Raw genomic sequence first — 26,627 nt, 5'->3', positions numbered from 1 at the left:
GTGTGGCACCCACGCATGAAGGGTTCTGAAGGTTAAGGTTCAGGCCTGCGCAGAATGTGCAATGCAAGATTAAGTTATTGAAAAAATTTATCTTTTCATGTTTACCAAAACGTTAAAACGAGCGTGATTTGCATAACGTGCGCCGGAAATTCGCCCCTAATTTGTTTCTTGAAACAGCGGCAATCCCGTGTCGGCGCCAGGATTTGCGGAGCGTTCTCAAAGCTTCGGCTTCCGACTGAAAACAGTTTGGTGCTCAACGGACCGGGAGACGTCTGAACGCGGGCTTTGCGGTGGTCCGGGTACTGACACTTTAGCGCCAGCCAAGTATGGAGTAAACGAAATGGACGAGTTCATCACCCGAATCAGAACCGACGACGTGACCTATGTCGATGACTACGTCCTGTCCGGCAAACCGAGCAGGATCTTCGGTCAGGCAGACAGCCGGTCCCCCGTGACAATTGTCATCAAGGACGCGGACGGCAATGTGGTCGAAACCATTGAAAGGACTGCCAACGGCCGCGGCGTTTTCCGGTTTGACCCGGATGAACTGCCGGATGGAGACTACACGATCGAGGTCACGGCGCTGCGGGACGGCGAGACGGTGACTGTGGGCACCGCCATCCAGATCGATACGGTCACCGAAGCGCCCGTCATCGAAAACGTCTCACAAAACGTCATTGACGGCACTCAGATGCTGGTGATGGACGGGCTGGCGGAAGCCGGCGCAACGGTCACTCTATTCGATGATGAAGGAAACGCGGTTGCGACAGTTCAGGCCGATGCCGAAGGGCGCTGGGAAATTGCGCTCGAGGCCGAGGGCTTGCAGGCAGGCGGCTATACCGTTGAGGCCAAGGATGCCGCCGGTAACACAGCCACACAAAATGTGACGTTAACTCTGGAAAATCCCCCCGAACCGAACGACGCGGTCGTGACCAGCGTGCCGGCTGAGGCTCAGGCTGCCGTGAGTCCGGAGGCCGAGAGCGAGGAGATCGCGGCAATCCGGCGGGAGATTTATGAGGACAGCAGCTCCGACGGATACGGCAGATCCGGCAGCCGGAACGGTGTTTGGGTGACCCCCGAGCAACTGGCTCTGATAGCGGATGACGTTTTCAAGTTTTCTGATGGAGACGGGAACGCCGTGCTTGCACGCATGATCCAGAACCGAATTACAACTCATTCCGGCTTTTCCGAAGTGCCGACAGATGAGGAAATTCAAGAGGTCATTGACCTCGCGAATGCCGACTTCTCACATCTGTTCACATTCCAGCGCGATTTCAACGGATCGTATGTACTCGACTGGGATGTCAGTGACGTCACGAACATGAACTTCACGTTCATGCTTTCGACGGGTTTCAATCAGGACATCGGCGGCTGGGATGTCGGCAGTGTCGAATACATGCGCGGCACGTTTGGGTATGCCAAAAGTTTCAACCAGGACATTGGCGGCTGGGATGTGAGCAACGTCAAGACCATGTTTGGCATGTTCCTTAGCCCCGACACAGACAGTAGCCGGAACATCTTCGACCAGGACATCAGCGGCTGGGACATCTCGTCGCTCGAAGATGCGGACCGCTTTCTGGAGAACAATACAAATTTCAGCATGGAGAACTTCGACAGGCTGCTCGCCGGATGGGGAACGCTCGACACTGCGGCCGGCGAGACGAATATCAATGCGGGTGTCAAATTCGGCGCCAACGGGCTGACATATTCGGATCTGACCTCGATGAACCATCTCGAGCAGGTCTATGGCTGGAACTTTGTGGGCGCCAGCCAGGCGGCAACCGACGCCATTGGCAGGATCGTCTATGCAGGTAACAACGGCGAAGAAGGTTTCAACTTTACGCTTGCAAATCAGGCACATGCCATCCATGCGCTCGACGCGGATGATACCATCATAGCTTCCGACTATGACGATCTCATCGTCGGCGGAGCGGGTAATGATGTCATGACCGGTGGCAACGGGGCCGACACCTTTGTCTTCCGCGACTATGGCGGCGACGAGGGCGATTTCGGTCATGACACGATCACCGATTTTGAGGCTGGTGCGGGTGCCGGTGACGTGATCCGGCTCGAACTGACGGGCCTGACGCACTTCGGCGAGCTTCTGGAAAAAGCGACGGACACCGACGAGGGCGTCCTCATAGAAATCGACGCCGACAACACGATCCTGCTGGAGGGGCTGACAATCGCCGACCTTCATGCGGACGATTTCCAATTCTGGGAAACGGATTCAAAGACATTTGTTCTTGGCAGCACCGGCGGCGACATGCTGTCCGGCGACGAACACAACAACCGGATGGACGGTCGCAGTGGCGACGACCTGCTTGCCGGCGGTGACGGTGAGGACACGTTTGTCTTCAGGGAGGGCTATGGGCAGGACACGATCGTCGATTTCAGCATGGAGGACCAGATCGAAATCGACGCCGGGCTTGCCAATGACTTCGATGCCCTGCTGGCGCTGATGGCAGAAGAAAACGGCGGGGCAGACACCGTGATCGACTTCGGCAATGGCGATACCCTGACGCTTGAGAATGTCTCCGCAAACACGCTCACTGCCGACGAATTCAGCTTCCTTTGATTAGGCAGCACGGGCGAGATTCGTCCCCTTTGCGGCTTGGGCATGCAGGACAGGCCCAGCCTGGTCAGGCGAGCGCTACGTGTCCGCGTTCAGATTTTGCCCGTTCAAGAGGATTGCCTGAGACCTTTGCGTTTCAGGCTTTCTTCGTTATCCCGGACGGCAACCATCGCGGATTTTCCACGTCGCCGGATCAACGATTCCGGAAACGTTTCACTTGAGACGCTCCAACTTAAGCGGGAAAAAATTCTGGGCTATATCTTGCGCAGATAGCATAATTACATTTTAAATTATTGTAAAAATTGATCTTTTTATGTTTACCAAAAGATTAATTTGGCTCTCTGGTGCATAACTGCCAATCCAGCTCTCTTTTACGCTTTTTCGTAGATATTTCTGACATCTCGCCGTTTTGCGGAGGTCATTTTCCGGTGCAGTGCCTTGGCAGCCGCACCGCAATGCGGGTGTTGGCAAAGCGTTGGAGTAAACCAGATGCGTGACTTTATCATCCGGATCAGAACCGAAGATGGACGATACGTGGACGACTACGACCTCTCATCCGCGCCGAGCAGGATTGTTGGCCGGGCGGATAGACGGTCCGATGTAACCATCGTTCTGAAAGACGATGAGGGCAACGTGGTCGAGACGATCGAGACCACGGCCAACAGGCGCGGTATTTTCCGGTTTAGTCCTGAAGAGCTGCCGGATGGGGATTACACGATCGCGGTCACGGCTTCCCGTCGTGGGGAGACCATCACAACCACAACAGCCATTCAGATCGGCACGGGTGAGGCATCCGACCCGCTCGAGGAAATCCGGCAGGAGATCTACGAGGATTCAAGTTCTGACGGTGCGGGCAACGAGGGCAGCAACAACGGTGTGGAAGTCTCTGCCGAACAGCTGTCCCAGATTGCGAGCGATGTTTACCGGTTCACTGACAGCGCGGGGAACGCGGTCCTCGAAGAGCGCATCAAAGAGGCGATTGCGTATGAAACAGGGTTTTCCAATCTGCCGACGGACGAGGAAATCCAGGCGCTTGTCGACGAGGAAAACTCTAATCTCTCCACTCTTTTTGCCTTTAATACGGACTTCAACGAAGCCTATGTGCTGAACTGGGATGTGAGCGCTGTTCGTGACATGTCCTCCATGTTCTCATTAGCGACAAGCTTCGACCAGGATATCGGCGGCTGGGATGTGAGCGCTGTTCGTGACATGACCGCCATGTTCGCGGCAGCGACAAGCTTCAACCAGGACATCGGCGGCTGGGATGTCGGCAACGTGACAAACATGCAGCATATGTTTGCCGGCACCAAGAGCTTCAACCAGGACATCGGTGCCTGGGACGTCAGCAAGGTTGAAAACATGGACCTCATGTTTCAGAGCCTGGACACGGACGGCGAGCAGAACACGTTTGACCAGAACATAGGCGGCTGGGATATCTCTTCGCTCACGTCCGCAAAAGAAATGCTGGACTACAGCACGAACTTCAGTACCGGGAATTTCGACAAGCTGCTCGCCGGCTGGGCAACGCTCGACGCGGCTGCCGGCGAAACAAACATCAACGATGACGTTGTCCTTGGTGCAGAAGGGCTGACCTATACGGACCTCACCTCGAAAAACCATCTGGAGGAGGTCTACGGCTGGACCGTCGGCGGTAGTCTGGCAACGACCGATGCCGATGGCAGAAACATTCACGCGGGCGATAACGTAAACGACAATTTTCATTATTTAACTACAAGCCAGGCACAGGCCATTCACGCGCTTGGAGGGGACGATATCATCATGGCGACCCTCTATGACGATTGGATCGTCGGCGGTGCTGGCAATGATGTCATGACCGGTGGCAACGGGGCTGACACCTACGTTTTCCGTGACTATGGCGGCGACGAGGGCGATTTCGGTCACGACACGATCACCGATTTTAACCCGAACGCTGATGTATTGCGTTTTGAACACACGGGCTTTACGAGTTTCAGCGATCTGCTGTTGACTGAATCATCGCAAGGCGTGCTTATCACCATCGACGCAGACAATTCGATCCTGCTGGAGGGGCTGACGATTGCCGAGCTGAGTGCGGACAATTTCCAGTTCGTGGCAACGGATTCACAGACCTTCCTGCTCGGGACATATGGCGATGATACGCTGACGGGCGACGACAACAACAACCGGATCGATGGTCTGTCCGGAAATGATATTCTGACGGGTGGAACCGGCAGTGACACGTTTGTGTTTGAAGCCGCCTATGGCCAGGACACGATTACCGATTTTGAGGCGGAAGATCTGATCGAGATTGGTTCGCTGCAGGCGACCGACTTCGCTTCCCTGCAGGCGATGATGAGCGAGGAAACCGGCAGCTCCGGGACCGACACCGTAATCACGTTCAGCACCGGAGACACCCTGCGGCTGGAGGCGGTGTCCATGTCGGACCTTAGCGCGGACCAGTTCATCTTCGTGTAACCGGCTGCAAGCGGATTGACCTTCTGTTCCCAGGGGCAGATGGACTGCGAAAGGACCTGGCTCCGCGATTATCAGGATCGCCACCCGGTGCCGGAACAGCGCCGACCCCTGTATGCATCACGGTTTCAGCATGCCTTCGAGCAAAAGCCGCGTCGCCTTTTCGTAGGCCTTGCTGTCCTCACCGTTTGCGATGGCCAGCGCCGCCCTGTCGAATGCGGAAGACAGCAGGTCGGCGAGGGGTTCCAGCGGAACGCCCTTGAGCGCGCCGTGGCTTGCTGCGTGGCGCAGGCCTTCAAGGATCGTTGCGCCACCCGTTTCGCGGTCTATCGCCGCCATTTCCTCCACCCCCAGAACGGCAGGACCCTCAAGGAGCAGGATACGGGCGCGGCCTGGATGGGACATGGCCGAGAAATACGCCTTTGCCCCGGCCATGAATGCGTCGAGAGGCGACTGGCCGGTGTCCGTGTTCGCATCGATTTCTTCTGCAATTGCCCGCGATTCCTGACGCACAAGTGCGCGCATGAGATCCGCCTTGTCCTGGAAATGGTGATAGAGCGCGCCCCGCGTGACGTTGGCCAGTTTCACGATTTCCGGCGTTGCCGTCTCCGCATATCCCTTTTCCACGATCAGCTGTCTCGCGGCGTCCAGCAGGGCGGTTCTCGTTTCCGCACGGCGCTCGGCCTGGGTCCGGCGTGATTTTTCCTCTTGCATACATGCAGCCTGTATGTTTATCTTACTTACAAACATACTGTATGTTTTTTTAAGGCGCATGAAAAGCCTTGCTTGAAGGAAATCGGGCGATTGGGTCCCGAGGAAACCGGTTGGAGGATGAAATGAAAACGACGCAATACTATCCCGTCCTGTTGACGGGCGATGTCGCGGGAACGGCCGCATTCTACAAGCAGCACTTCAGGTTCAAGGCGGTCTTCGAAGCTGACTGGTACGTGCATCTCCAGTCAGAGGAAGATGAAAAGGTGAACCTGGCTGTTCTGGACAAGACCCATGAAACGATCCCGGCAAGCGGGCGGGGGAGCGGAGCAGGGGGCCTGCTGCTGAATTTCGAAGTGGAGGATGTCGACACGATCTACGAAACGCTCCGGCAAAGCGGCCTGCCAATGCTGCTGGAACTCAGGGACGAGCCGTTCGGTCAGCGCCACTTCATCACGCAGGATCCCAACGGCGTCATGATCGACGTGATCAAGCCGATCCCGCCAAGCGCGGAATTCCTCGCGCAGTTTGCTCCGGAAGCCGTTTCCGTGTGACGGGCACGGCAGCAACGCCACCGGCCGGCCGGGGTCTGCAATTCAGGTGAGGTGAGGCAAGGAAGCGGCAGTCTGCCCGGTCAGGACGCAACCGGCGGGCAGCTGCTGCTTTGCTCGGCGCGCGATTTCAGGCCCTGCAGGCTCTGCATCGTGTTCGGGTTGCCGGGCAGCACGAAGCTCTGTTCCAGGGCGGTGCGCACATTGTTGATGACGGCAAGGTCCTGGACCGCGAGCGTCTGGCACTGGGTTCCGGTAAAGCGGACACGGATGCGGATCACCCGGTCGCCGTTGTCAGAGGGACCGAATTCGCTGTCCAGTGCAGGGTTTTCACCCGCCATCGGCCGTTCAAGAATGACCATGTTGGGCTGGTCCTGAAGGACGGCCGTGCCTCTTTCCCTGGCGCTGGAAACGAGCGCTGCCCTGACGGTTCCCGGGTCGGCGCCGATATTGACGCTCTGTGCGCCAGCGGGGACGTCAAGCCGGGGCTGGTTGCCCAGGGATGCCGACTGGTTGGACGAGGACTGGCAAGCGGCAAGAACGAGGGCGCAAAGGCTGAAGATGACAGTGTGTCGCATTGAGCAGTCCAAGATCCAGAAGAGGTGTTTCAACAGGTGGCGTCACCTGTTTCTAGTCCATGTCGCATCCCCGACACAACTGCACTGTGAGATTCTCACGTTTCCTTGTTTCGGGCGGGGACAAAAAGGCGGGTCCTGATCTTCCTGCAAATGTCCTACCGCTGTCCGGTTTACAACAGTATTTTCGAGCTTTTGTCTTTAAGAAAGCGACATAATTCCGATCGTCACCAATTCTGGATACGGTGTTTTTTGCCCGGATTTGTCGTCCCGGTTTGCCGCATACGCGGCAAGACCGGGAACCAGTATTCCCTATGACGAGAGGCTAGGGTCCTGACCCTAAAAGAAGAAGGAGAAACAGTGGCTACTGGTCTCCGGCCTTCCGCTGCGCTTCAGCCGGAACGACAAGTTCATTGACCGTGGGTCGCCTCAATAGATCATGACCGGGTCAATCCGGACAACAGTGCGGACGTTCCTAGAAACTGTCACCGGTCTTGAAACCTCCGCCACCGAAACTGCCGCCGCGTTTGAAACCGCCGCCGCCGAAACCACCACTCCGGCCGGACCTGCGTCCCGCTCGGCCGAAACCACCCATGGATTTCGGCAGGCCGGTGCCGTTCGGAAACGCCACTTTGCGGCCGCGCGGCTTGCGCCGCTTGTGGGATCGTTCCGCACGCGCCCAATAGTCGGCACCCGTTATTGCGCCCTTGACCAGTTCGCCGAGCAGGACGGTCGTCAGCTTGTCGTCGGAGAAGGTCGATTCCCAGCTGCCGTAGCCCTTGGAGCGGAAGCGCTTGATCACGTCGGCAAGTTCCGCCCGACGGCGGCCGATGTCACGCTGCAGTTCGCGATCCTGGCGAATCTCGCGCGCAACCTGTTCCACGCGTTCGCGGAAATCTTCGATGCGTTGCACGATCTTTTCGTCTTCCGGCGAAGGAGTATCGATGGCAGCGCGCCAGAGGTCGTTCAAGTCGTCCGACTTGAGCGATTCCGACAGATGTTCCTCAGCCTTCTGAAAACCGGCGTCTTCACCGCCGGAAAACTCGGCAAGCGCATTTGACAGGGTGTCTATCTGCTGCTCGAGCTTCTCGATTTCGGTGTCGAGCTGGTCGATCTCGTCGCTATGGGCTTCAATCGTGCCGACGAGATCGGTCCCGGCTGCATCGGTCATGGCATTGCGGCTGAACTCGGCGAGTTTTTCCTCTTCCTGCTCGGCAATCTCGGCGCAGCGTTCCGCGTGCCTTGCCAACCGGTCCGGAATGCCGGTCAGCATGGCATAGTTTGCCCGGGCGTCGTCAAAGCGGATCAGGCCTGCGACCCAGTGATCGAGTGACCTAGTGAGGCCGCGATAGGCGTAGTCCGGGGTGCCGTAACCGCGTTCCCAGAGATAGACGAAAAGCGGATCGGCATCATAGGCCTTGCCCTTGCTTTCCCGGTCCTGTTCCGAGGTTCCGGCCTTGTCGGCGGCGGCCTCGGCCGTCGCGATGGCCTGTTCCGTGGCCTCGCGCTGCGCCAGATACGCGCTGTCGTTTTCCAGGCGGCCGTCGACGGCGTCCATCAACTCGTCCATCTGGTTTTCGGCCTGGTCGCGGGCCTCGTCGAGCTCCTGGCGTTTCTTGAGTTTCTGATTGCGCTCCGTCTCGCTCTGGCGCAGTTGCTCGCTCAGGACCTTGTAGTCGTCGTTGCGCTTGTCGAGCAGCCGCCTTGCCTCGCGAGCGGCACTGTCCAGGCGGGTGTTCAGGGTTCCGGCAGCATCGGTATCGAGACGGAACCTGGCGAGATCGCGATAGGCCTCGCTCTGCCGTTCCTGAAGGTCGGTGACAGCGCGGGTGGAGCGTTCGATGCGCTTGCTCAACTCGGCTTCCTCGCGCCTGAGATCCGCCATCGAATGCTCGATCGTGCCCAGGGTCTGCCGTCCGGTCAGCATTGGCAAACCTCCGTGGCCCGGGTCGAGGAAAACACCGCTACCATTTGGTTATTGCTCCGTCCTGAACACCGCTGTTCCAGTTGATGTCCAACTTTCCACGGCGCTTCTGGCCGAGGACACCTTTTTGAACGATGCCGTCTTCCAGCTTGTCGCGGCGGACGGCGTCATAGATGTTTTCCGAAACGCGCTGTCCCCATTTGGTTACGCGCTCTGCAGTCCCGCTCTCTTCCGACTGAATGGATTGTTCGACAACATTGCCGTCCGGATCGACGGCCTCGACGACGATGTAGAAGTTTTCGGTGTTGGGGTTCGCTTCCGGGATCCGGGTCAGTCCGGTGGGCTCTCCCTCGCGGGAGACGATCTGGACTTCGAAGACTTGCTGCAGCCGCGCGGCCAGGTCGCGCAGATCCTGTTCCGCCTTGAATGCTGCCTCGTTCTTGCCGTCCTGCAGGGCCAGCCGTCCGTCTTCGGCAAGGGTTGCAGCAGTTGCTTCGACGCCGGTGTCGTCCGTCAGGGAATCGATGCGTCCGACCAGCTCCGAATATGCAGCGGGCAGGGCCTCCAGACGTGCAAGCAGATCCGCCTCGGCGCGCTGTTTCGGCATGACGACAAGGAAGTACCAGGCAACCACCACGACAAGGAGCACGGCACAGGCTGCCGCGAGCCATTTCGACCAGGTACCCCTTGAGATATAGATCATGGCCAGCGTGCGCTGGAACCCGGTCTTGGGCGGGGAATAGACGAAGCGGTCGCGCTTGAGGTCTTCGACGCCTGCCTTGAGAATGTGGTCGGGCACCTCGATACCCTGCGAGGCATAGACCTGCCGCAGCCGGTCCACCATCGCGGCGTCGCGCTCGTCCGCCTTCAGTTCGCGCGCAACCTGGCTCTCCTCATGCCGCAACGTGTCAACCACATCCATGACCATCATGAGGTCGTCGAGCGGTGCGTCGGTTTTGTTTGCCCTGCTAGCCATCAGAACCTGTTTTCCATAGGCGGGCCGGCACCGGCCCGGCCCGCTTCAATCGGCTGGTATCAGAGACCCTGTCCCTGAGCGGTCAATTTGGCAAGACGCCGCTTGCCTTCTTCAACCGCGTTCCGGATCTCTTCGGAGTTCTTCGTCGACATGTCGCGCATCTCGGAGATGATCTCCCGGGACTGCACCTGGAAATTCACGACGGAATCGACGAGCTTTTTCACGGAGGCGGCCGCGACCGTCGGGCCATAACCGGCCTTGAGTGCTTCCTTCTGGACCGCGTCGCCTATTTCCGCCAGCGTTTCGAGGCTCTTGTTGATGCCTTCTTTCATGGCGTTCAGGGTCTCGGTGCTCTCGTGCAGGCCCTGCAATCCGGTGAAGGAGGCATTCAGAGCCGTCAGGACGGATTCATTCGTGGAGAAGAAGCTGACGGACTGCGCATAAACGCGTTCCTTGGCGTTGGTGGTCTGAACCAGGCGCGCCATGATCACTTCCGATGTGTTGTAGCCGACGGTCAGGTTGTCGGAGAGATCCTTGGCGATCTGGTAGCGCTTTTCCTCGTCCTGCATTTCGCGAAGCCGCTCGTCGCGCGCCAGCTCAAGCCGGGCCTTCTGGGCCGGATCGTCACCGGCATATCCTTCAACGTCCTTGGACGCGGTTTCCAGAGCCAGTTTCTTGCCGTTCAGCTTCTCGGTCGCCATGTTCAACAGTTCGAGCGCGGTAACTTCCGCCTGCTTCAGCGCACCCCGGAAGTCCCGATAGGCTTCCAGGATCGTCTGTTCCCGCTCGATCTGGTCCTTGGTGGCCCGGGCGACATCCTTGTAGGTCCCGCGGATATCCTGGAAGCGGTCCGAAATCGTGCCGCGGCGCATGTCGCGCCATTTGTTCGACAGGTTCTCCGTGAACGAGATCTTGCCGTCCGCGAGCTGATCAACCAGCGTCTTGGCATCGTCGCGAATGGAGTTGAACGCGTTGGTTATCTCTTCGTAGCGTTCACCGATGTCCATCTGCTGGACCTGGGTGCGGACGACCTCGTTGAAGTTGGAGGCCTGCGCGAGCGTGCGCGAAATCACCAGGACCTTGTCGGGCGACAGGTCCGAAATCTGTTCGAGCAGGGCATTGATCGGAGCGTCGGCTTCCGATTCAGGCGTGATGCCGATGTCGCGCAAGGTGGACAGGGCCCGATCGAGATACTGAAGCGGCGAAAAGCTGCCTGCCGGCGCCGTTTCGGGGGTGTTGTTTTCTGATGATGGCGCTTCCGACATTTTCAGCCTCCTCTTTGAAACAGCCTGTTGTTGAACGCTTGTTGCGCCCGGAAAAATGCTGCCCGGCCATTCCATTCAAAATATTATGCCGCAAGTAAGGGCAGGCTATCGCCGCTGTGTCAACGGCTTACGGTTTTTTGGGCGGTGAAGCCCGGCAACCGGTGCTGAAACCGGATACATCGGCAACGTTTCATGCGCATGAAAGACGGCATGGGGGCCGTCCGGCGGTCATCCCAGGCAACCTAGATTTTCGAGAAGACGTCAGACCAGGACACGTGCTCGCGCCCGGTCGCGGCATGGAAATCGCTTTCATTGTCAAAGGCTCCGGCTGCGATCGCCTCGTAAATGCCGGCGACAACCGTTCCGTAGAAGTCCCCAATCTCGGCTATCCGGTCTTGCCTGAAACGTTCCGGATCGACAAATTCGTATGTCATTTCCGTGCCGAGCGCCTGGTTCATGAAGCCGACCAGCTCGCTCTGGGTGATCGGGCGTCCGCTCAGATTGTAGGTCTTGCCGTCGTGGCTGCTGTCGCGAAGAAGGCAGGCATAGGCAAACGCCAGTTCGGCCCTGGTGGTATAGGCGCAGCCGCCGTCGCCGGCACAGTTTCGGATGCCGCCGAGACGCTTGTAACTGTCGATATATTCGAGGTCCGGTTCGATATAGATGCCGTTTCGACCGATCACCCAGTCCAGGCCGGATTGCCGCACATCGGCCTCGGTCCGGCGGTTGCTGTCAACGATCTCTGCAAAACCGCCGCCCTGTTCGGGGCCCTGAACGCTTGTGTAGACGAAACGGCGGACGCCTGCTGCGCGTGCGCCGTCGATCACGGCCCTGTGCTGCTCAATCCGTTTTTCCGGGGCGTCGTTTCCCGAAATCAGAAGCACGGCATCGATACCCCGGAGGGCGCTTTCAAAAGCATCCCGGTCGCCGTAGCTGCCCGTGCGGATTTCGACGCCAAGGTCCACCGCCTTTTCGGGCGTGCGCGCAACACCGACAATGTGCTGGGCGGGGTGGAGCGTTTTCAGATGGTCAATAACCGCGCGCCCGAGCTGGCCCGATGCTGCGGTAACGGCAAGTTTCATGGCGGCGCTCCCCGGTGTCGTGTCGACATCCGAGAAAACCGTCTCGCCCCCGCAGCGTCAAGCCTGGATCGGCTCGGGTCACGCCAGTTCGGACGCGATCCTTGCCGCCAGGCGGGCATTGTTGCGCACAAGCGCGATGTTGGTATCAAGGCTGCGGCCGTCCGTGAGCTCCAGGATCGCGCCCAGGACATAAGGCGTCACATCCTTGCCCCTGATACCCGCGGACCCTGCCTTGCGGATCGCCGCATCGATGTAGCCTGCCATCTCCGCGCGCGAGATTTCATTCTCTTCGGGAACAGGATTTGCGATCAGGACGCCGCCGTGATCGGGGAAATTCGCCCGCATCTTCATTAGGGCACCGATTTCCGCCGGCGTATTCAGAACATAGGGGGCATCGAGCCCGCTTTCGCGCGACCAGAAGGCGGGCAGTTCGGCGGTGCCGAAACCAATCACCGGAACGCCCTTCGTTTCCAGCACCTCAAGCGTTTTCGGCAGATCCAGAAGCGCTTTCGCCCCGGCGCAGACGACGCAGACAGGTGTCCGCGCCAGTTCGTCAAGATCCGCGGAGACATCGAAGCTCTCTTCCGCGCCCTTGTGGACACCGCCGATACCGCCTGTTGCGAAGACCCGGATGCCCGCAAGATCCGCTGCCATCATCGTGGCGGCAACCGTGGTGGCGCCGTATGTACCGGTCGCCAGTGCAAAGGTCAGATCGGCCCTGGAGCACTTCATGACGTTTTCAGCGCGGGCAAGCCGCTCGAGATCGTCATCGCTGAGGCCCACATGAATTTTTCCGTCCATCAGCGCAATGGTCGCCGGCACCGCGCCCTCGCTGCGGATATCCGCCTCGACCTGCCGTGCAGTTTCCAGATTGCGCGGAAAGGGCATGCCGTGGGTGATGATCGTCGATTCAAGCGCGACAACAGGCTTTCCCGACGCCAAGGCATCGCGAACCTCGTCGCTGTGAACGAGCAATTGTCTGAGTTCCGTTCCGTCGAGAGACTGCATCACCTGCGACGCCTTTCCTGATGAAGTGTTTCCAGGTCCGAGGTCCCGGGCCGCGCGGCAGGGACCTTATAGGCAGGGGGCCGGACCGGGCCAAGTTCAAATTTTGTCCGTCCGGGCAAATTTCTCGAGTTTGTCCCAGGACAGACCGTCCGCGAACGCACCCGTGCTTTCAAGTGTCAATGATGCTGCGGCCAGTCCGAAGCGGACCGATTTGAAGAACCCAAGGCCTTGAAGCAGTGCCGCCAGAAAACCCGCGCTGAGCGCGTCGCCGGCTCCGGTCACGTTGACGACGTCGGACGGGGGCGGGCTCATGCGCTCTGTGTGGCCATCGGAACAGGCCAGCAGGTCGCTGCTTCCGCCGGTCAGGATGAATTGTTTCAGTCCGGCCAGGCGCAAGGCGGCCGCCAGGTCCTCCGGGGGCGTATGGACCGGCATCTCCAGGAGTGCAGCGGCTTCGCCGCGATTGAGCGAAACACACGCCAGATCGGCCAGGAAGGGTCTGAGGCGAGGGGCCTTGGCGTCCGAGACAGCATTCGCGTAGATGACGCCGCCACCGATGGCGGCGATGACGCGTGCCAAAGTTGCTTCCGGCAGGTTGGTGTCGACAAACCAGTGAAGCTTGGTGTCGTGAACTTGCCGCAGTTCTGAAATCGCGTGATCGAAAACATCCGGCGGAGCCTCGGAGAGAACACGATCATCAACGCATGCCGCGGCCAGCGAGCCGTCCGGATCGTGCAGGGCGAGATACTGGCCGGTCACATGACCCGGGCGGGGGACGAATGTGAGGTTCAAACCCTCCCGCGTCAGCTGCTCACGCAGGGTGGTGGCCGCAGCATCTTTCCCGACTGCTCCGATCAGGTGGGCCGGAATACCGAGAGCATTGACCGCGCGGGCGATGTTGGTCGCCACCCCGCCGGGCGATGCGGAGAGCCTTGCGGGCGTCGACGTCTCGCGCCGGATGCGCTCCTCCGCATGGGCGACCGTGTCGGAATGGACAGCGCCAATGGAAACGAAACGGGTGGGGGCAGCAGTTTGCAAAGCTGAAGACCATCGTCCTGAGGACGCCGCCGGGCCGGCGGCACTGACGCATGCGGCTAACAGATCATGCGGTCATCGGCAACCGCGTTGCGGGCCGGCGATTCTGCGGATCGAGAGAATCACGATATGTTTCCATGTTCGTTTGACGTAACGGGACTTTTGCTGAGGCGTCTGCGGAACATATTGGAAACAAACCCTAATTCTTATATTAATACCAATTGGTTCCGGTGACTTGTATTATTGGAACAAATAGGGTACAAATCCCAATATTGAAACAACGCGTCCATCGTGGAATAAGGAGCGTGAGCCATGTCGCAAAGTACACTTCGTCTCGTAGAAAGCAGCCAGATGGATAAGACAAAAGCGCTGGATGCAGCGCTCAGCCAGATCGAACGCTCCTTTGGCAAGGGCTCCATCATGCGGATGGGTCAGGGGCAGGCCGTGGAGATCCAGGCGGTATCGACCGGTTCCCTCGGTCTTGATATCGCGCTCGGGATCGGCGGCTTGCCGCGTGGCCGCATCGTGGAGATCTACGGGCCTGAATCCTCGGGCAAGACGACGCTGGCACTTCATACGGTCGCCGAGGCACAGAAAGACGGCGGCATTTGCGCGTTCGTGGACGCGGAACACGCACTCGATCCCGTCTATGCCCGCAAGCTGGGCGTCGATATCGACAATCTTCTGATCTCGCAGCCCGATGCCGGTGAACAGGCGCTTGAAATTGCCGATACGCTGGTTCGCTCCGGGGCAATCGATGTGCTCGTGATCGATTCCGTCGCGGCCCTGACGCCGAAAGCGGAACTTGAAGGCGAGATGGGCGACAGCCTGCCGGGCATGCAGGCGCGTCTCATGAGCCAGGCGCTGCGCAAGCTCACCGCCTCCATCTCCAAGTCAAATACAATGGTCATTTTCATCAACCAGATCCGCATGAAGATCGGGGTGATGTTCGGGTCTCCCGAGACCACCACGGGCGGAAACGCCCTCAAGTTCTACGCCTCGGTCCGTCTTGACATTCGCCGTATCGGATCGATCAAGGACCGTGACGAGGTGGTCGGTAACCAGACCCGGGTGAAAGTCGTCAAGAACAAGCTGGCGCCTCCCTTCCGTCAGGTCGAATTCGACATCGTCTACGGCGAAGGTGTTTCCAAGATGGGAGAACTGATCGATCTCGGGGTCAAGGGCAACGTGGTCGAGAAATCCGGTTCGTGGTTCTCCTACAACAGCCAGCGCCTTGGTCAGGGCCGGGAGAATGCCAAGCAGTTTTTGAAGGAAAATCCGGAAATCGCGGACGAAATCGAACTGGCCATCCGCCAGAATGCGGGCCTGATCGCCGAGGCCATCATCGATCCGGAAGGTTCCGAGGACGCTTTGGAAGATCAGGAAATGCCGCCGGCAACCTGATCGCTCCCGGACACGGGAACAAACACAGGTCGAAAAGGCCCTCTCCGGAAAGGGAGAGGGCCTTTTGCTTATGTGCTGTAGGCAAGAGCGGTACAAATGAATGCATCCTGCGAAGGCCTGAAAACGCGCAATTGCTGGACAGGATTTAAGGTCAAAGCTAAAAGGCTGTTCCGGCGCAGATCCCGATGCGGATACTGAATGCCTGCTGCCTTTTTCAATTGGCCCCAAGAACGGGCCGGACCGATGCGAGACCCGAATGACCGGCGTAAATGAAATCCGCTCCACGTTCCTGGACTACTTCAAGAAAAACGATCATGAAGTGGTCGAATCCGGGCCGCTTGTTCCGCGCAACGATCCGACGCTGATGTTCGCAAACGCGGGCATGAACCAGTTCAAGAACGTCTTTACCGGTCTGGAGACGCGGCCCTATTCGCGCGCCGTCACGGCGCAGAAAGTCGTGCGCGCCGGCGGCAAGCACAACGACCTGGACAATGTCGGCTACACCGCAAGGCACCACACGTTTTTCGAAATGCTCGGCAACTTTTCCTTTGGCGATTACTTCAAGGAAAGGGCGATCGAGCTTGCCTGGAACCTCATCACCAAGGAATACGGCCTTCCGAAAGACCGCCTGCTGGTGACGGTCTACGCGGAAGATGATGCAGCTGCAGGGTTCTGGAAGAAGGTCGCCGGGCTCAGCGACGACAAGATTATCCGCATCCCGACCTCGGACAATTTCTGGTCGATGGGCGATACCGGACCGTGCGGGCCGTGCTCGGAGATCTTCTATGATCATGGCGACCACATCTGGGGCGGTCCTCCGGGAACACCCGAAGAAGACGGCGACCGGTTCATCGAGATCTGGAACCTCGTCTTCATGCAGTACGAGCAGACAGTCGAGGAGAGGCTGGACCTGCCAAGCCCGTCCATCGATACCGGCATGGGGATCGAACGTCTCGCGACCGTGTTGCAGGGTGTGCACAACAATTACGATATCGATCTGTTCAAGGCTCTCATCGCGGCGTCCGAACATGAGACCAACGTGGAGGCCGCCGGCGAGGCGCTCGGTAGTCACAGGGTCATTGCCGACCACCTGCGGTCAACGAGTTTCCTGATCGCGGACGGCGTTCTGCCCTCGAACGAGGGCCGGGGATATGTGCTGCGACGGATCATGCGGCGCGGCATGCGACATGCGCATCTTCTGGGCGCGAGCGAGCCGCTCATGCACAAGCTTGTTCCGGCTCTGGTGCGGGAGATGGGGCGCGCCTATCCGGAGCTGTCCCGGGCGGAAGATCTGATTACCGAAACGCTGAAACTTGAAGAGACGCGGTTCCGCAAGACTCTGGAACGGGGGCTGGGCCTTCTCGACAGCGCAACGGAAGATCTGACCGCCGGAGGTCAGCTGGACGGGGAAACCGCCTTCAAGCTCTACGACACCTACGGCTTTCCGCTTGATCTCACCCAGGACGCGCTGCGCGTGCGCGATATTTCCGTCGATACCGATGGCTTCGCTGCTGCCATGGAACGGCAAAAAGCCGAGGCACGGGCGGCCTGGTCGGGATCCGGCGGTGCTGCGACGGAAGCCGTCTGGTTCGCGATCAAGGAAAAGCATGGGGCGACCGACTTTCTCGGGTATGAAACGGAAACCGCGGAAGGCGTGGTTGCCGCGCTGGCGTCCGAAGACAAGGAAATCGACAGGCTTTCGGCCGGCGAAAGCGGCTTCGTCGTCCTGAACCAGACACCGTTTTACGGGGAAAGCGGCGGCCAGGTCGGCGATACGGGTGTGATGCTTGCCCCGGGGCTGAAAGTGTCCGTGACGAATACGCAAAAGAAGGCCGACGGTCTGTTTGTTCACTCCGTGACCGTCGAGGAAGGCGAACTGATCGCAGGCCTGGCGCTGGAACTCAAGGTCGATCATGGCCGCAGGAGCGCCGTCAGGGCCAATCACTCGGCGACCCACCTGGTTCACGAAGCGCTGCGCGAGGTTCTCGGCAACCACGTCGTCCAGAAGGGATCACTCGTGTCACCAGACCGGCTGCGCTTCGATTTCTCGCATCCGAAGCCGATGGATGATGGTGAGCTGGCGACAGTCGAGACCTTTGCCAATGAGATCATCCTGCAGAACGCGCCCGTCGAAACCCGCCTGATGGCGGTCGACGATGCGATCGAGGCAGGTGCCATGGCCCTTTTCGGTGAGAAATACGGCGAGGAAGTGCGTGTTGTCTCCATGGGAACGGCGCTGCATGGCGACAAGGAAGGCAAACCCTATTCGCTGGAACTGTGCGGTGGCACCCATGTCAAGCGGACAGGGGATATCGGGCTTGTCACGCTGGTATCGGAAAGTGCGGTTGCGGCAGGTGTGCGCCGGATCGAGGCTCTGACCGGAGCCGAGGCCCGCACTTATCTCGATGCACAGGACAAGCGCATGCGCGAAATCGCAGCGCTGCTCAAAACCGGTGCGGACGATGTCCCGGCCCGGGTTGCGCAGCTTGTCGACGAGCGCCGTAAGCTTGAGAAGGAACTTGCCGACGCCAAGAAGAAACTTGCCATGGGCGGCGGCGGCAACGGCGCCGCGCCAGTGAAAGAGGCCGGTGCGTTCAAGGTGATGGCGCGGGCCGTCGAGGGGATCAACCCGAAGGATCTGAAGGGCATGGCCGATGAAGCCAAGGCCCAGTTGGGCTCCGGCGTGGTTATCCTGATCAGTGTGGCGGAAGACGGCAAGGCGGCGATCGTGACAGCCGTGACCGGCGATCTGACCGAGAAGGTGAGCGCTGTCGATCTGGTTCGCATCGGGTCCGAGGCCCTTGGCGGACGCGGTGGCGGTGGCCGGCCGGACATGGCGCAGGCAGGCGGCCCGGACGGCGCGAAGGCAGGAAGCGCGATCGAGGCGATCGAATCCCATCTTGCCGGGCTGTGACGTTCGAACTTTCTGCTCAAAAATGAAAAAGCGTGCCAATGGGCACGCTTTTTTCATTGGAAAGGGTAAAGGGTTGTCAGTTCAGGGCCGCGGCCAGGGCCAATGCGGCGGCGGATGAAAATGTCGAGATAATCAGCATTTTCAGTACGACGTGATGCGGCGAGGTCTCTGCGGCACGGGCTTTGTTGGTCTCAATTGTCATCTCATTCTCCTAATCTGTTGTGCCCACACCCTAGAAATGGGTTCTGCGACAATTTTGCCCAATCACATTGGAGCGCCGGATTCTCACGGCTTTGCGCGAATGCCGTGATCAGGCGGCGGGCCCGATTTTGTCACGGGCCGATGTTGGGCTATTCATGAACGTGCAGGCTGTCAGATCGGAGCGAGCGGTGCAGGACGAAAGCTTGAAACGGGCACTTTATGAAGTGCTTGAAGACACAGGCAAAAGACGGGTTGCAGCGCGGTCGCTGCGCCACTTCCTGGTTTTTCTAATCCTCCTGAATATCGTGCTGGCCGTTCTTGAGACGGTACCGCAGGTCCGCACCACGTTCGGCCATCACCTGCGCTTCGTCCAGCTTGGCAGCGGTTTCGTTTTCCTTGTCGAATATGTGCTGCGGATCTACGTCGCCGACCTCCACCCGCCGCTGCGCCGGTACGGACCGCTCTGGTCGCGTCTGCGCTATGCCGTGCATCCCGATGCGATTATCGACCTGATCGGCGCGCTGCCGCTGCTGTTCGTTTTGTTTCTGCCCAACCAGGCGGTCACGATCGTCGTTATCTTGCGTCTCTTGCGGTTCCTGAAGCTGGCGCGCTATTCGCCGGCGCTCAGGTCGCTGATCTCCGCTGTCGTGGGTGAGCGGAAGGCCCTGCTTGGATCAAGCATGATCATCTTCGGTGTGATCCTGCTGTCGGCGACGCTGATGTATCTGGTCGAACACAATATTCAGCCCGAGAAGTTCCGCAGCATTCTCCACGGCATGTACTGGGCGATCACGACCATCACCACCGTGGGATACGGGGATGTGGTGCCGGTCAGCAACCTGGGTAAATTGCTCGGTAGTTTCGTCATGCTGATGGGCTATGGCCTGATCGCGCTGCCTGTCGGGATCATCGCATCGGCTTTCGCGCGCGAAATCCACTCGCGCGATTTCGTGGTGACCTGGTCCATGGTTGCGCGCGTGCCGCTGTTCGAGGATCTGAAGGCAACCGAGATCGCCGAAGTGTCGAAACTTCTGCAGGCCCAGACGGTGCGCAAGGGCGGGATCATTGCGGCCCAGGGTGACGTTGCAGACCGCATGTATTTCATCTCGGAAGGCGAGGTCGCCATCAATCTCAAGCACGACACGGTCTATCTCGGCGAGGGCAGCTTCTTCGGCGAACTTGCCCTCATCAACCAGAGCCGGCGAACGGCAACCGTGACGGCCTATCGTGATTGCCAGTTGCTTGTTCTTGAATCGGATGCGTTGCATCGGCTGATGGACAAGGATGCCACGCTGGCAAAGAAAATCATGGACGAGGCGCGGGAGCGGGTCCACGAGGGCAAAAAAGTGCTGGGGGAACTGGCGGAGGAAGAACTTCACCAGGCAGGCGTTTATGCTTCGTCCAACAAAGGTGGCGACGAGCCCGAGCTGTCGTTCGACGAAGACACTGCACCAGACACGCCCAAGCAAACATGACGCCACCGCGTTGACCTACAGACTTATTCGCTCAATAGGGCGTGAGACCGGGCGGAACCTGTGTGTAGAGCGGATCACCTTGCCAGAAGACGTCGGTGGGGCCGATGACGAAATCGACCAGGTTCCAGCGGTCATACTGGTAGCGCAGCAGGGCATAGGTGGAGAGGCCGTCCATGTATTCGGCCTGGCTGGCGAACGTCGTCAGATACGGATCGATCCTGCCGCCGCCCGGCCGCTGCGGATTGACGTTGACGAACGCCCAGCCTGCGCCGGACCGCATCCAGCTGACCACGAACTCGACCGGCGGGCCGACGCGCACTTCCACCATCGGGCGAATGGCGTTAAGGATGTCGCGCCGCTCCGCCGACCCGCGCGCAGGCTCGTAGACGGACTGTGCCGCTGCACCCGCCGTCAACAGAAACAGGCTTACCATCGTAATCGCAAGGCCATGAAAATTTCTTGAGAACACCTGCCGCCTCAATGTCTTGCGCATTATAGTTTTCCCTGACATTGCAATTGAAAAGAACCACTCTCTGAAACCCGGAGACGCTAACATGAAAACCATTGGATTGCTTGGGGGAATGAGCTGGGAAAGCACGGTCACCTACTATCAGTATCTGAACAGGATGGCGCGCGAGCGCCTGGGTGGTCTGCATTCCGCCAAGTGCCTGATATGGTCCTTCGACTTTGCCGAAATCGCGGCCTTTCAGGCCGCAGGGGACTGGCAAAAGGCAACCGGGGCCATGGTTGCGGCGGCGCGCCGGCTGGAACAGGGTGGTGCGGACTGTCTCGTCATTTGCACAAACACCATGCACAAGATGGCTGAAGAGGTGCAGGATGCCATAGATATCCCGCTCCTTCACATTGCGGACGCGACCGCGCCCGCCATCCGCGAAGCGGGGTGTTCCCGTCCGCTGCTGCTGGCAACGGCCTACACGATGGAGCAGGATTTCTACAAAGGGCACCTGGAGCGCAATCACGGAATTTCCGTGAAAGTTCCCGGCGAAGACGACCGGGCCGAAATCCACAGGATCATCTATGAAGAGCTCTGCCAGGGCGAGATCTGGGCGGACTCCAAGCAGACCTATCTGGACATCGTGGAGCAGGAAATAGAGGCCGGTGCGGACGGTGTCATATTCGGCTGTACCGAGATCGGTCTTCTGGTGTCTCAAGACGACTTTTCAGTGCCGGCCTTCGACACGACGGCGCTGCACGCGAAGGCCGGGCTCGATTTTGCGCTTGGTGGCTAGTTTCTATTTGGTGTGCGGGGCCGGCGCGGTTTTTTGAAAGCTCTGGCGCGCCCGCATCATTTCCAGCCACCTGGCCAGTTTAGGTGCTCTCTTCAAAAGCATTGCGCCTTCCTCGGCTTGTTCCAACAGGTGCAGCATCGGCGCGGCGTGGCAGTCCGCGAGGCAAATATCTGATCCGAGCATGAACGGTTCGCTGGCGATCAGGGTTTCAAGTGTGCCGACGATCTTCCGGGCCTCTCCGAGTGCGGACGCAATCCTGACCTCATCGGCGGCAGCGCCGCCGCGGGTTTTTTCGACGCGTTCCACGTAGATCTCCCACACACATGTGCGGTAGGCGTAGGCATCGAGGATCGAAAGGATCTGGTTCATGACGGCCCGGTCGCGGGGAACAGAGGGCTGCAGCCGCGGGCCGTCGAATGCCTCATCCAGGTATCGCAGGATGGCGTCCGTTTCAAAGAGAACGAAGTCGCCGTGCCGGAACGTCGGGATCTTGCCGAACGGATTGAGCGAGAGATAGTCCTCAGAGACGCCTTCGGGAGCGAAAACGTCAATGGGCGACATGGTGTAATCCAGTCCCTTTTCTTCAAGTGCGAGGCGCACGGAACGCACGTAAACCGAATAGTCGGCGCCAAAGAGTTCGATCATGGTGTCCTTCAATCGCGTTCGTGCAAGGCGTCTGCACGCGCTTTTGGTTGGGTGCTCAGGCGGCGACGCCTGAGCTGACCCGGAAATCTAGGGTCAGGACACATTAATTTGTATGAATTGGTAGGGATGAATTTGTTCGGATACGAGGCGCAAAGCTGCAGGAAACCGTCCGGTTTCCAAAGGTTTGCAACGATGTTGCCGGGCAAATTCACCCTATCCCTGCGGGACGCAAAAACGGCTTCGATCTGTTACGTCAAACCGCTCAACCGGGCAGGAAGCCCGCTTGTCGCGCTTTTCCTTTCAGCTCATTGCCGTTTGCTGCGCCAATTCAAACAAATTAATGTGTCCTGACCCTAACCTCGTTCTCTTGCTGGAAACAGGATGCAGGTCACATCCTGGCCGGTTTGTGCCGTGCCGGTCAGGCCGCGGCCATCGCCTTGGCCAGGTTTTCGTCGATCTTGTCGAGAAACCCGGTTGTCGTCAGCCAGCTCTGGTCCGGACCGACGAGCAAGGCGAGATCCTTGGTCATGAAGCCGGATTCCACGGTGTCGACACAGACCTTCTCCAGCGTCCTTGCAAACCGTGCCAACTCCTCGTTGCCGTCGAGCTTGGCGCGGTGCGCCAGACCGCGGGTCCAGGCGAAGATCGAGGCGATCGAATTCGTCGACGTGCTCTCGCCCTTCTGGTGCTGGCGGTAGTGCCGGGTGACCGTGCCGTGGGCGGCTTCCGCCTCCACGGTCTTGCCGTCCGGGGTCATCAGGACCGAGGTCATCAGGCCAAGGGACCCGAAACCCTGCGCAACGGTGTCGGACTGGACATCGCCGTCATAGTTCTTGCAGGCCCAGACATAGCCGCCGGACCATTTGAGGGACGAGGCGACCATGTCATCGATCAGGCGATGCTCGTACCAGATGCCGGCTTCGGCGTAATCGTCCTTGAACTCGGCATCGTAGATCTCCTGGAACAGATCCTTGAAGCGGCCGTCATAGGCCTTGAGGATCGTGTTCTTGGTGGAGAGATAACAGGGAACCTTGCGCTGAAGAGCGTAGTTCAACGATGCCCTCGCAAAGTCGCGGATCGAGTCGTCCAGATTGTACATAGCCATCGCGACGCCGGAGGAGGGGGCATCAAAAACGTCGCGTTCGATTTCAGTCCCGTCCTCGCCCACAAACCGGATCGTCAGCTTTCCCTTGCCGGGAAAGGTAAAGTCGGTCGCCCTGTACTGGTCGCCGAACGCGTGACGGCCGACGATGATCGGCTGCGTCCAACCCGGCACAAGGCGCGGCACGTTCTGCATGATGATTGGTTCGCGGAAGATCACGCCGCCAAGGATGTTGCGGATGGTGCCGTTCGGGGACCGGTACATGCGCTTCAGGCCGAATTCCTCAACGCGCGCCTCGTCGGGCGTGATGGTTGCGCACTTGATGCCGACCCCGTGTTCCTTGATCGCGTTGCCGGCGTCGACGGTGATCTGGTCGTCGGTCTCGTCCCGCTTCTGAATGGAAAGGTCGTAATAGAGCAGATCCACATCAAGATAGGGGTGGATCAGCTTGTCCTTGATGAACGCCCAGATGATGCGTGTCATCTCGTCACCGTCGAGTTCTACAACGGGATTGTCGACTTTGATCTTTGACATGGACGGGTCTGCCTCGCTTTGTCGGGAACCGGGATCTGGAAAGGAGGTGTACGGGCACCTGTTGTAGCGGAAATTTATTGTGTGCGCTTGTATACAATTAAGGTTTGCGTTGCAACATCATCTTCTGCAGGAAACCCGGATTCGGCGTCCGTCTATCCGGGATCGAAGAGGAGTGCGGGCAGGTCAGCAGCGCTTTCCAGCACCACATCCGCATGCGGTTCGAGGTCTTTGCGCAGACTGGTGCCCGTCAGAACGCCGATCGTCAGGCCCGCACCGGCCGCGCGCGCCATATCGATGTCGTGCATGTTGTCGCCGATCACCGCGATGCCGGAAGGGGGAAGGCCGACCGCTTCGGCAAACCCGTGCACCATTCCGGGCTCGGGCTTGGGGCCGTGGCCGGTGTCGTAACCCGTGACGAACGCGAATTTCGGCGCCAGACCGGTGCCGGCGAGAAACGCCCGGATGGCCGCTTCGCTGTCGCTGGAGGCGACACCAAGCCGGAGGCCGCGCGCCAGCAACGTTTCGACAGCTTCGCGAATTCCCGGCAAGGGGGCGGCATCGTGCATCCGCTCGATGAAAAGGCGATCGAGGTCTGCCGTCAGCTCCTCAAGCGCGTAGCGGGCGCCGTCAGCGATCCAGGCCTGTGCGATTTCCTCCGTGTTGCCGGCGGCCAAAAGTGATCCTGCGGCCGGTTTGCCTGTTGCCGGATCCAGGCCAGAGGCCAGAAGAAAGCGCTCGGTATCGGAAGACACACCTCTTGCGGCAATGCTTGCGGCTTGCCGGTAGACCGGTCCCCAGGCCGCATCGAAATCAAGCAGGGTGCCGTCCTTGTCGAACAGGATCGCCTCAATTTCCGTTTTCCTGGTTAGCAGATCCTCTGACGTCATTGGCTGGTCCCGATCATTTGCTGATGTGTTGCGGCTCAAGCTTATCGTCCAATGCCCTAGTCGCACGAGCCACGGCGGCGAGGCAACATGGATTTTCCACGCGTGGGCTACCCCCGTGCCACTTTCCCCATGCGATTTGTGGCCTCCGCGAACCGGTCGCCCTGGAAAACACGCACGGGGTTGCCGCGCTCCAGTTGGCGGTGCAAGCGGTTTTGCACCGACCGGTCATTCGCACGGCTCTCTTCCTGCCTGAGCACGAAAAGCATCTTCAACCGGTCGAGCGCAACCTGCTTGTTCCTGTGCTGCGACCGCTCGTCCGTCGAGGTGGCAACAAGTCCGCTCGGCAGATGCGTGATCCGGACACCGCTATCCGTCGTGTTCTGGTGCTGGCCGCCGGGTCCGCCGGAACGAAACGTCTCGGTCCTGAGCGATCCGGCGTCCAGATCAAACTCCGGCAAATCCGAAAAGACCACATCGAACACGCCGATGAACCAGTTCTGCCGCTTGTGATGCGGACGGAACGGGCTCTTGCAGATCCACTTTATCGTGCCTGACCAGCTGTTCGCCAACTGATCGGCCCTGGTACCGGAGACCGTCACCAGGGCAGAAGACGGATCCTCGCCACGAGCTGGCTCGGAGACTTCTGCCGCGAAACGCAGTCCCTGTGCCTCCGCCTCCGTTTTCATCCGGCGCAGTGCATGTGCAACCGCCCGCCGGCATTCGCGTGGCCCGTCTCCGCTCGTCACGAGCAGATGTCTGTGAGGGGACGCGGTCATCGATCGGCCCTCCGCTTGTTCAGGCGGTTGCGCTTGTCGAGCCGGGCGGACAGAAGGTCGTCGCTGATTGCCTTCTTGAAGGTGAGGAGCGGTTTGAGGGTTGCGGCGCGCTCTGCAAGCCCTTCGGACCGTAGATCTTCCAACACCTGTCCGGGATCCTTGTAGGCGCCCGGAGCCTCCTCGATGAGAAGCTGCCGGTCCTCGCAGATCACCTGTCCGCCGAACGATGTGCGCACGAGGTTTTCCCGGTCCGAACGTGTCTTGCCGGCACGGCCTGTCATTGATCGTCGATCGTACTTGCGGCCCGAACCGTGCGCCAGAGAGGCGAGGGCGTCCGGCCTGTTCTTGCGGGGAACCAGCAGGTAGCTCAAGGCATCGCGGGACCCGGCGAGCGGCACCAGGGGTGCGTCGGCTTTTGCAGCCCCTTTCCTGTGCAGGAGCCAGTCCTTGTGAGCTTCAATCAGGTTGTGCGGGGCATCGCAGACCAGGCGAAGACCGGTGCGCAGGGCATCCGCCGCCCTTTCGGCAATCAGCTGCCTGTTGAGACTGGCCCAGCGCACCGCGTCACCATGTGCGGCAAGGTAGGCCGTGCCCCCGGAACTCTCCGGGTCAAGTCCGGAGAAGCTGTCCCGCACAGACCCGAATACGGACATGCCCAGCGATCTCGATCCGGAATGGACCAGCAGCACGAGGTCGCCTTTCTTCAGATCCAGATCCTCTGTAAGACAGCTGCTTTCTGTCTCGCCGACCACTTGCAACTCGCAAAAATGATTGCCGCCCCCGATGGTGCCGAGCGCCTGGGGATGGAGGTCGCGCGAGAGGCCGGAAGCGGCAAGACGCGCGCCTGCGTCTCCGTCCCACGGTCCTTCGAGTATCCGGAATTTCTGCGCGGCCTTGTCGAGCCGCAGCTTGCGGGCCGGCAGATCGAGCGCAAAGAGGCTCATGCCGCAGCCGATATCGTTGCCGATCAGCTGAGGATAGATGCGGTCGGCCAGGATTGCACTGCCGACAGGGCCGTATTTGCCCGGATGCAGATCCGGGAACGCTGCCACGTGCGTGACACCGGCCATTTTTGACACAAGGTCGAGCTGCTCTTCGGCAGCACCTTCGATCCAGGTCGTCCTTGAAAAAAAGCGATGGACGGGCGCGGCATCCGCAGATGCAACCGGCCCCTCCTTTTGAGAAGTGCCCATTTGGGAACCCTTTTGAAAACAGGAGATCTCTCGGGTGCAAGGTCATGCTTGCCCCGGGTATGCCTCCGCCGCACCGCAGTCGCGGATCAGCGC

22 protein-coding genes are annotated in these 26,627 nt (G+C 59.5%); 7 read left to right on the top strand and 15 right to left on the bottom strand.

Features of this window, described 5'->3' with window-relative positions; genetic code table 11:
- The first annotated feature begins 340 nt into the window (after positions 1 to 340).
- Positions 341 to 2,578 carry a BspA family leucine-rich repeat surface protein gene (locus ACO07N_RS25795; protein ID WP_421983741.1) on the top strand — a complete coding sequence of 746 codons (2,238 nt, stop codon included), beginning with the start codon at positions 341 to 343 and terminating at the stop codon, positions 2,576 to 2,578.
- Positions 2,579 to 3,064: 486 nt separating this feature from the next.
- Complete coding sequence (locus ACO07N_RS25790) at positions 3,065 to 5,029, top strand: BspA family leucine-rich repeat surface protein (protein ID WP_421983740.1); 1,965 nt, start codon at positions 3,065 to 3,067, stop codon at positions 5,027 to 5,029.
- A gap of 117 nt (positions 5,030 to 5,146) precedes the next feature.
- Here ACO07N_RS25790 and ACO07N_RS25785 read toward each other — a convergent pair whose 3' ends face one another.
- Positions 5,147 to 5,740 (bottom strand): TetR/AcrR family transcriptional regulator, encoded by a 594-nt coding sequence (locus tag ACO07N_RS25785; RefSeq protein WP_421983739.1) that lies wholly within the window; start codon positions 5,738 to 5,740, stop codon positions 5,147 to 5,149.
- A 122-nt stretch (positions 5,741 to 5,862) separates the two neighbouring features.
- Here ACO07N_RS25785 and ACO07N_RS25780 point away from each other — a divergent pair, with 122 nt between their 5' ends.
- Entirely contained in the window at positions 5,863 to 6,291 is a 429-nt protein-coding gene (locus tag ACO07N_RS25780; RefSeq protein WP_421983738.1) for a VOC family protein, read from the top strand.
- An 80-nt stretch (positions 6,292 to 6,371) separates the two neighbouring features.
- Here ACO07N_RS25780 and ACO07N_RS25775 read toward each other — a convergent pair whose 3' ends face one another.
- From ACO07N_RS25775 to ACO07N_RS25745, 7 genes are all read right to left on the bottom strand, one after another.
- Positions 6,372 to 6,866, bottom strand: coding sequence for a hypothetical protein (locus ACO07N_RS25775; protein WP_421983737.1), 495 nt, complete (start codon positions 6,864 to 6,866; stop codon positions 6,372 to 6,374).
- A 472-nt stretch (positions 6,867 to 7,338) separates the two neighbouring features.
- Complete coding sequence (locus ACO07N_RS25770) at positions 7,339 to 8,790, bottom strand: hypothetical protein (RefSeq protein WP_421983736.1); 1,452 nt, start codon at positions 8,788 to 8,790, stop codon at positions 7,339 to 7,341.
- A gap of 37 nt (positions 8,791 to 8,827) precedes the next feature.
- Complete coding sequence (locus ACO07N_RS25765) at positions 8,828 to 9,763, bottom strand: DUF6384 family protein (RefSeq protein ID WP_421983735.1); 936 nt, start codon at positions 9,761 to 9,763, stop codon at positions 8,828 to 8,830.
- Between the two features lie 59 nt (positions 9,764 to 9,822).
- Positions 9,823 to 11,028, bottom strand: a complete 1,206-nt coding sequence (locus ACO07N_RS25760; protein WP_421983734.1) for a cell surface protein — start codon at positions 11,026 to 11,028, stop codon at positions 9,823 to 9,825.
- A gap of 242 nt (positions 11,029 to 11,270) precedes the next feature.
- On the bottom strand, positions 11,271 to 12,110 hold the full coding sequence (locus ACO07N_RS25755; RefSeq protein WP_421983733.1) for an NAD(P)H-binding protein: 840 nt from the start codon (positions 12,108 to 12,110) through the stop codon (positions 11,271 to 11,273).
- 78 nt (positions 12,111 to 12,188) lie between these two features.
- Entirely contained in the window at positions 12,189 to 13,118 is a 930-nt protein-coding gene (locus tag ACO07N_RS25750) for a pseudouridine-5'-phosphate glycosidase (RefSeq protein ID WP_421984490.1), read from the bottom strand.
- Positions 13,119 to 13,214: 96 nt separating this feature from the next.
- The gene (locus ACO07N_RS25745; RefSeq protein ID WP_421983732.1) at positions 13,215 to 14,156 is read right to left on the bottom strand and encodes a PfkB family carbohydrate kinase; all 942 of its coding nucleotides are present in this window, start codon (positions 14,154 to 14,156) and stop codon (positions 13,215 to 13,217) included.
- A 309-nt stretch (positions 14,157 to 14,465) separates the two neighbouring features.
- Here ACO07N_RS25745 and recA point away from each other — a divergent pair, with 309 nt between their 5' ends.
- Both recA and alaS read left to right on the top strand, forming a co-directional pair.
- Complete coding sequence (recA, locus tag ACO07N_RS25740; protein WP_421983731.1) at positions 14,466 to 15,557, top strand: recombinase RecA; 1,092 nt, start codon at positions 14,466 to 14,468, stop codon at positions 15,555 to 15,557.
- Between the two features lie 256 nt (positions 15,558 to 15,813).
- Positions 15,814 to 18,471 carry an alanine--tRNA ligase gene (alaS, locus tag ACO07N_RS25735; protein ID WP_421983730.1) on the top strand — a complete coding sequence of 886 codons (2,658 nt, stop codon included), beginning with the start codon at positions 15,814 to 15,816 and terminating at the stop codon, positions 18,469 to 18,471.
- 76 nt (positions 18,472 to 18,547) lie between these two features.
- Here alaS and ACO07N_RS25730 read toward each other — a convergent pair whose 3' ends face one another.
- The gene (locus tag ACO07N_RS25730) at positions 18,548 to 18,673 is read right to left on the bottom strand and encodes a hypothetical protein (RefSeq protein ID WP_319382788.1); all 126 of its coding nucleotides are present in this window, start codon (positions 18,671 to 18,673) and stop codon (positions 18,548 to 18,550) included.
- A gap of 202 nt (positions 18,674 to 18,875) precedes the next feature.
- Here ACO07N_RS25730 and ACO07N_RS25725 point away from each other — a divergent pair, with 202 nt between their 5' ends.
- Complete coding sequence (locus ACO07N_RS25725; RefSeq protein WP_421983729.1) at positions 18,876 to 20,147, top strand: cyclic nucleotide-gated ion channel; 1,272 nt, start codon at positions 18,876 to 18,878, stop codon at positions 20,145 to 20,147.
- Positions 20,148 to 20,178: 31 nt separating this feature from the next.
- Here ACO07N_RS25725 and ACO07N_RS25720 read toward each other — a convergent pair whose 3' ends face one another.
- Positions 20,179 to 20,640, bottom strand: coding sequence for a hypothetical protein (locus ACO07N_RS25720; RefSeq protein WP_421983728.1), 462 nt, complete (start codon positions 20,638 to 20,640; stop codon positions 20,179 to 20,181).
- Between the two features lie 61 nt (positions 20,641 to 20,701).
- Between ACO07N_RS25720 and ACO07N_RS25715 the strand changes: the two genes are divergently transcribed.
- Positions 20,702 to 21,397 carry an aspartate/glutamate racemase family protein gene (locus tag ACO07N_RS25715; RefSeq protein ID WP_421983727.1) on the top strand — a complete coding sequence of 232 codons (696 nt, stop codon included), beginning with the start codon at positions 20,702 to 20,704 and terminating at the stop codon, positions 21,395 to 21,397.
- A 3-nt stretch (positions 21,398 to 21,400) separates the two neighbouring features.
- On the opposite strand, the gene ACO07N_RS25710 is transcribed toward ACO07N_RS25715, so the two are convergent.
- The 5 genes from ACO07N_RS25710 to ACO07N_RS25690 form a co-directional block, all read right to left on the bottom strand.
- Positions 21,401 to 22,042 (bottom strand): glutathione S-transferase family protein, encoded by a 642-nt coding sequence (locus ACO07N_RS25710; RefSeq protein WP_421983726.1) that lies wholly within the window; start codon positions 22,040 to 22,042, stop codon positions 21,401 to 21,403.
- Positions 22,043 to 22,460: 418 nt separating this feature from the next.
- Entirely contained in the window at positions 22,461 to 23,678 is a 1,218-nt protein-coding gene (locus tag ACO07N_RS25705; protein ID WP_421983725.1) for an NADP-dependent isocitrate dehydrogenase, read from the bottom strand.
- A gap of 152 nt (positions 23,679 to 23,830) precedes the next feature.
- On the bottom strand, positions 23,831 to 24,565 hold the full coding sequence (locus ACO07N_RS25700; RefSeq protein WP_421983724.1) for an HAD family hydrolase: 735 nt from the start codon (positions 24,563 to 24,565) through the stop codon (positions 23,831 to 23,833).
- Positions 24,566 to 24,672: 107 nt separating this feature from the next.
- On the bottom strand, positions 24,673 to 25,341 hold the full coding sequence (prfH, locus tag ACO07N_RS25695; protein WP_421983723.1) for a peptide chain release factor H: 669 nt from the start codon (positions 25,339 to 25,341) through the stop codon (positions 24,673 to 24,675).
- A complete protein-coding gene (locus ACO07N_RS25690; RefSeq protein WP_421983722.1) occupies positions 25,338 to 26,534 on the bottom strand; it encodes an RNA ligase RtcB family protein in 1,197 nt (398 codons plus the stop codon). The genes prfH and ACO07N_RS25690 overlap by 4 nt, the downstream gene beginning before the upstream one ends.
- Between the last annotated feature and the right edge of the window lie 93 nt (positions 26,535 to 26,627).

Source organism: Roseibium sp. (assembly GCF_965229775.1).
Taxonomy (GTDB): Bacteria; Pseudomonadota; Alphaproteobacteria; order Rhizobiales; family Stappiaceae; genus Roseibium.
The sequence above is the reverse complement of the archived record's forward strand: the minus strand, read 5'-3'. Positions and strand labels throughout refer to the sequence as shown.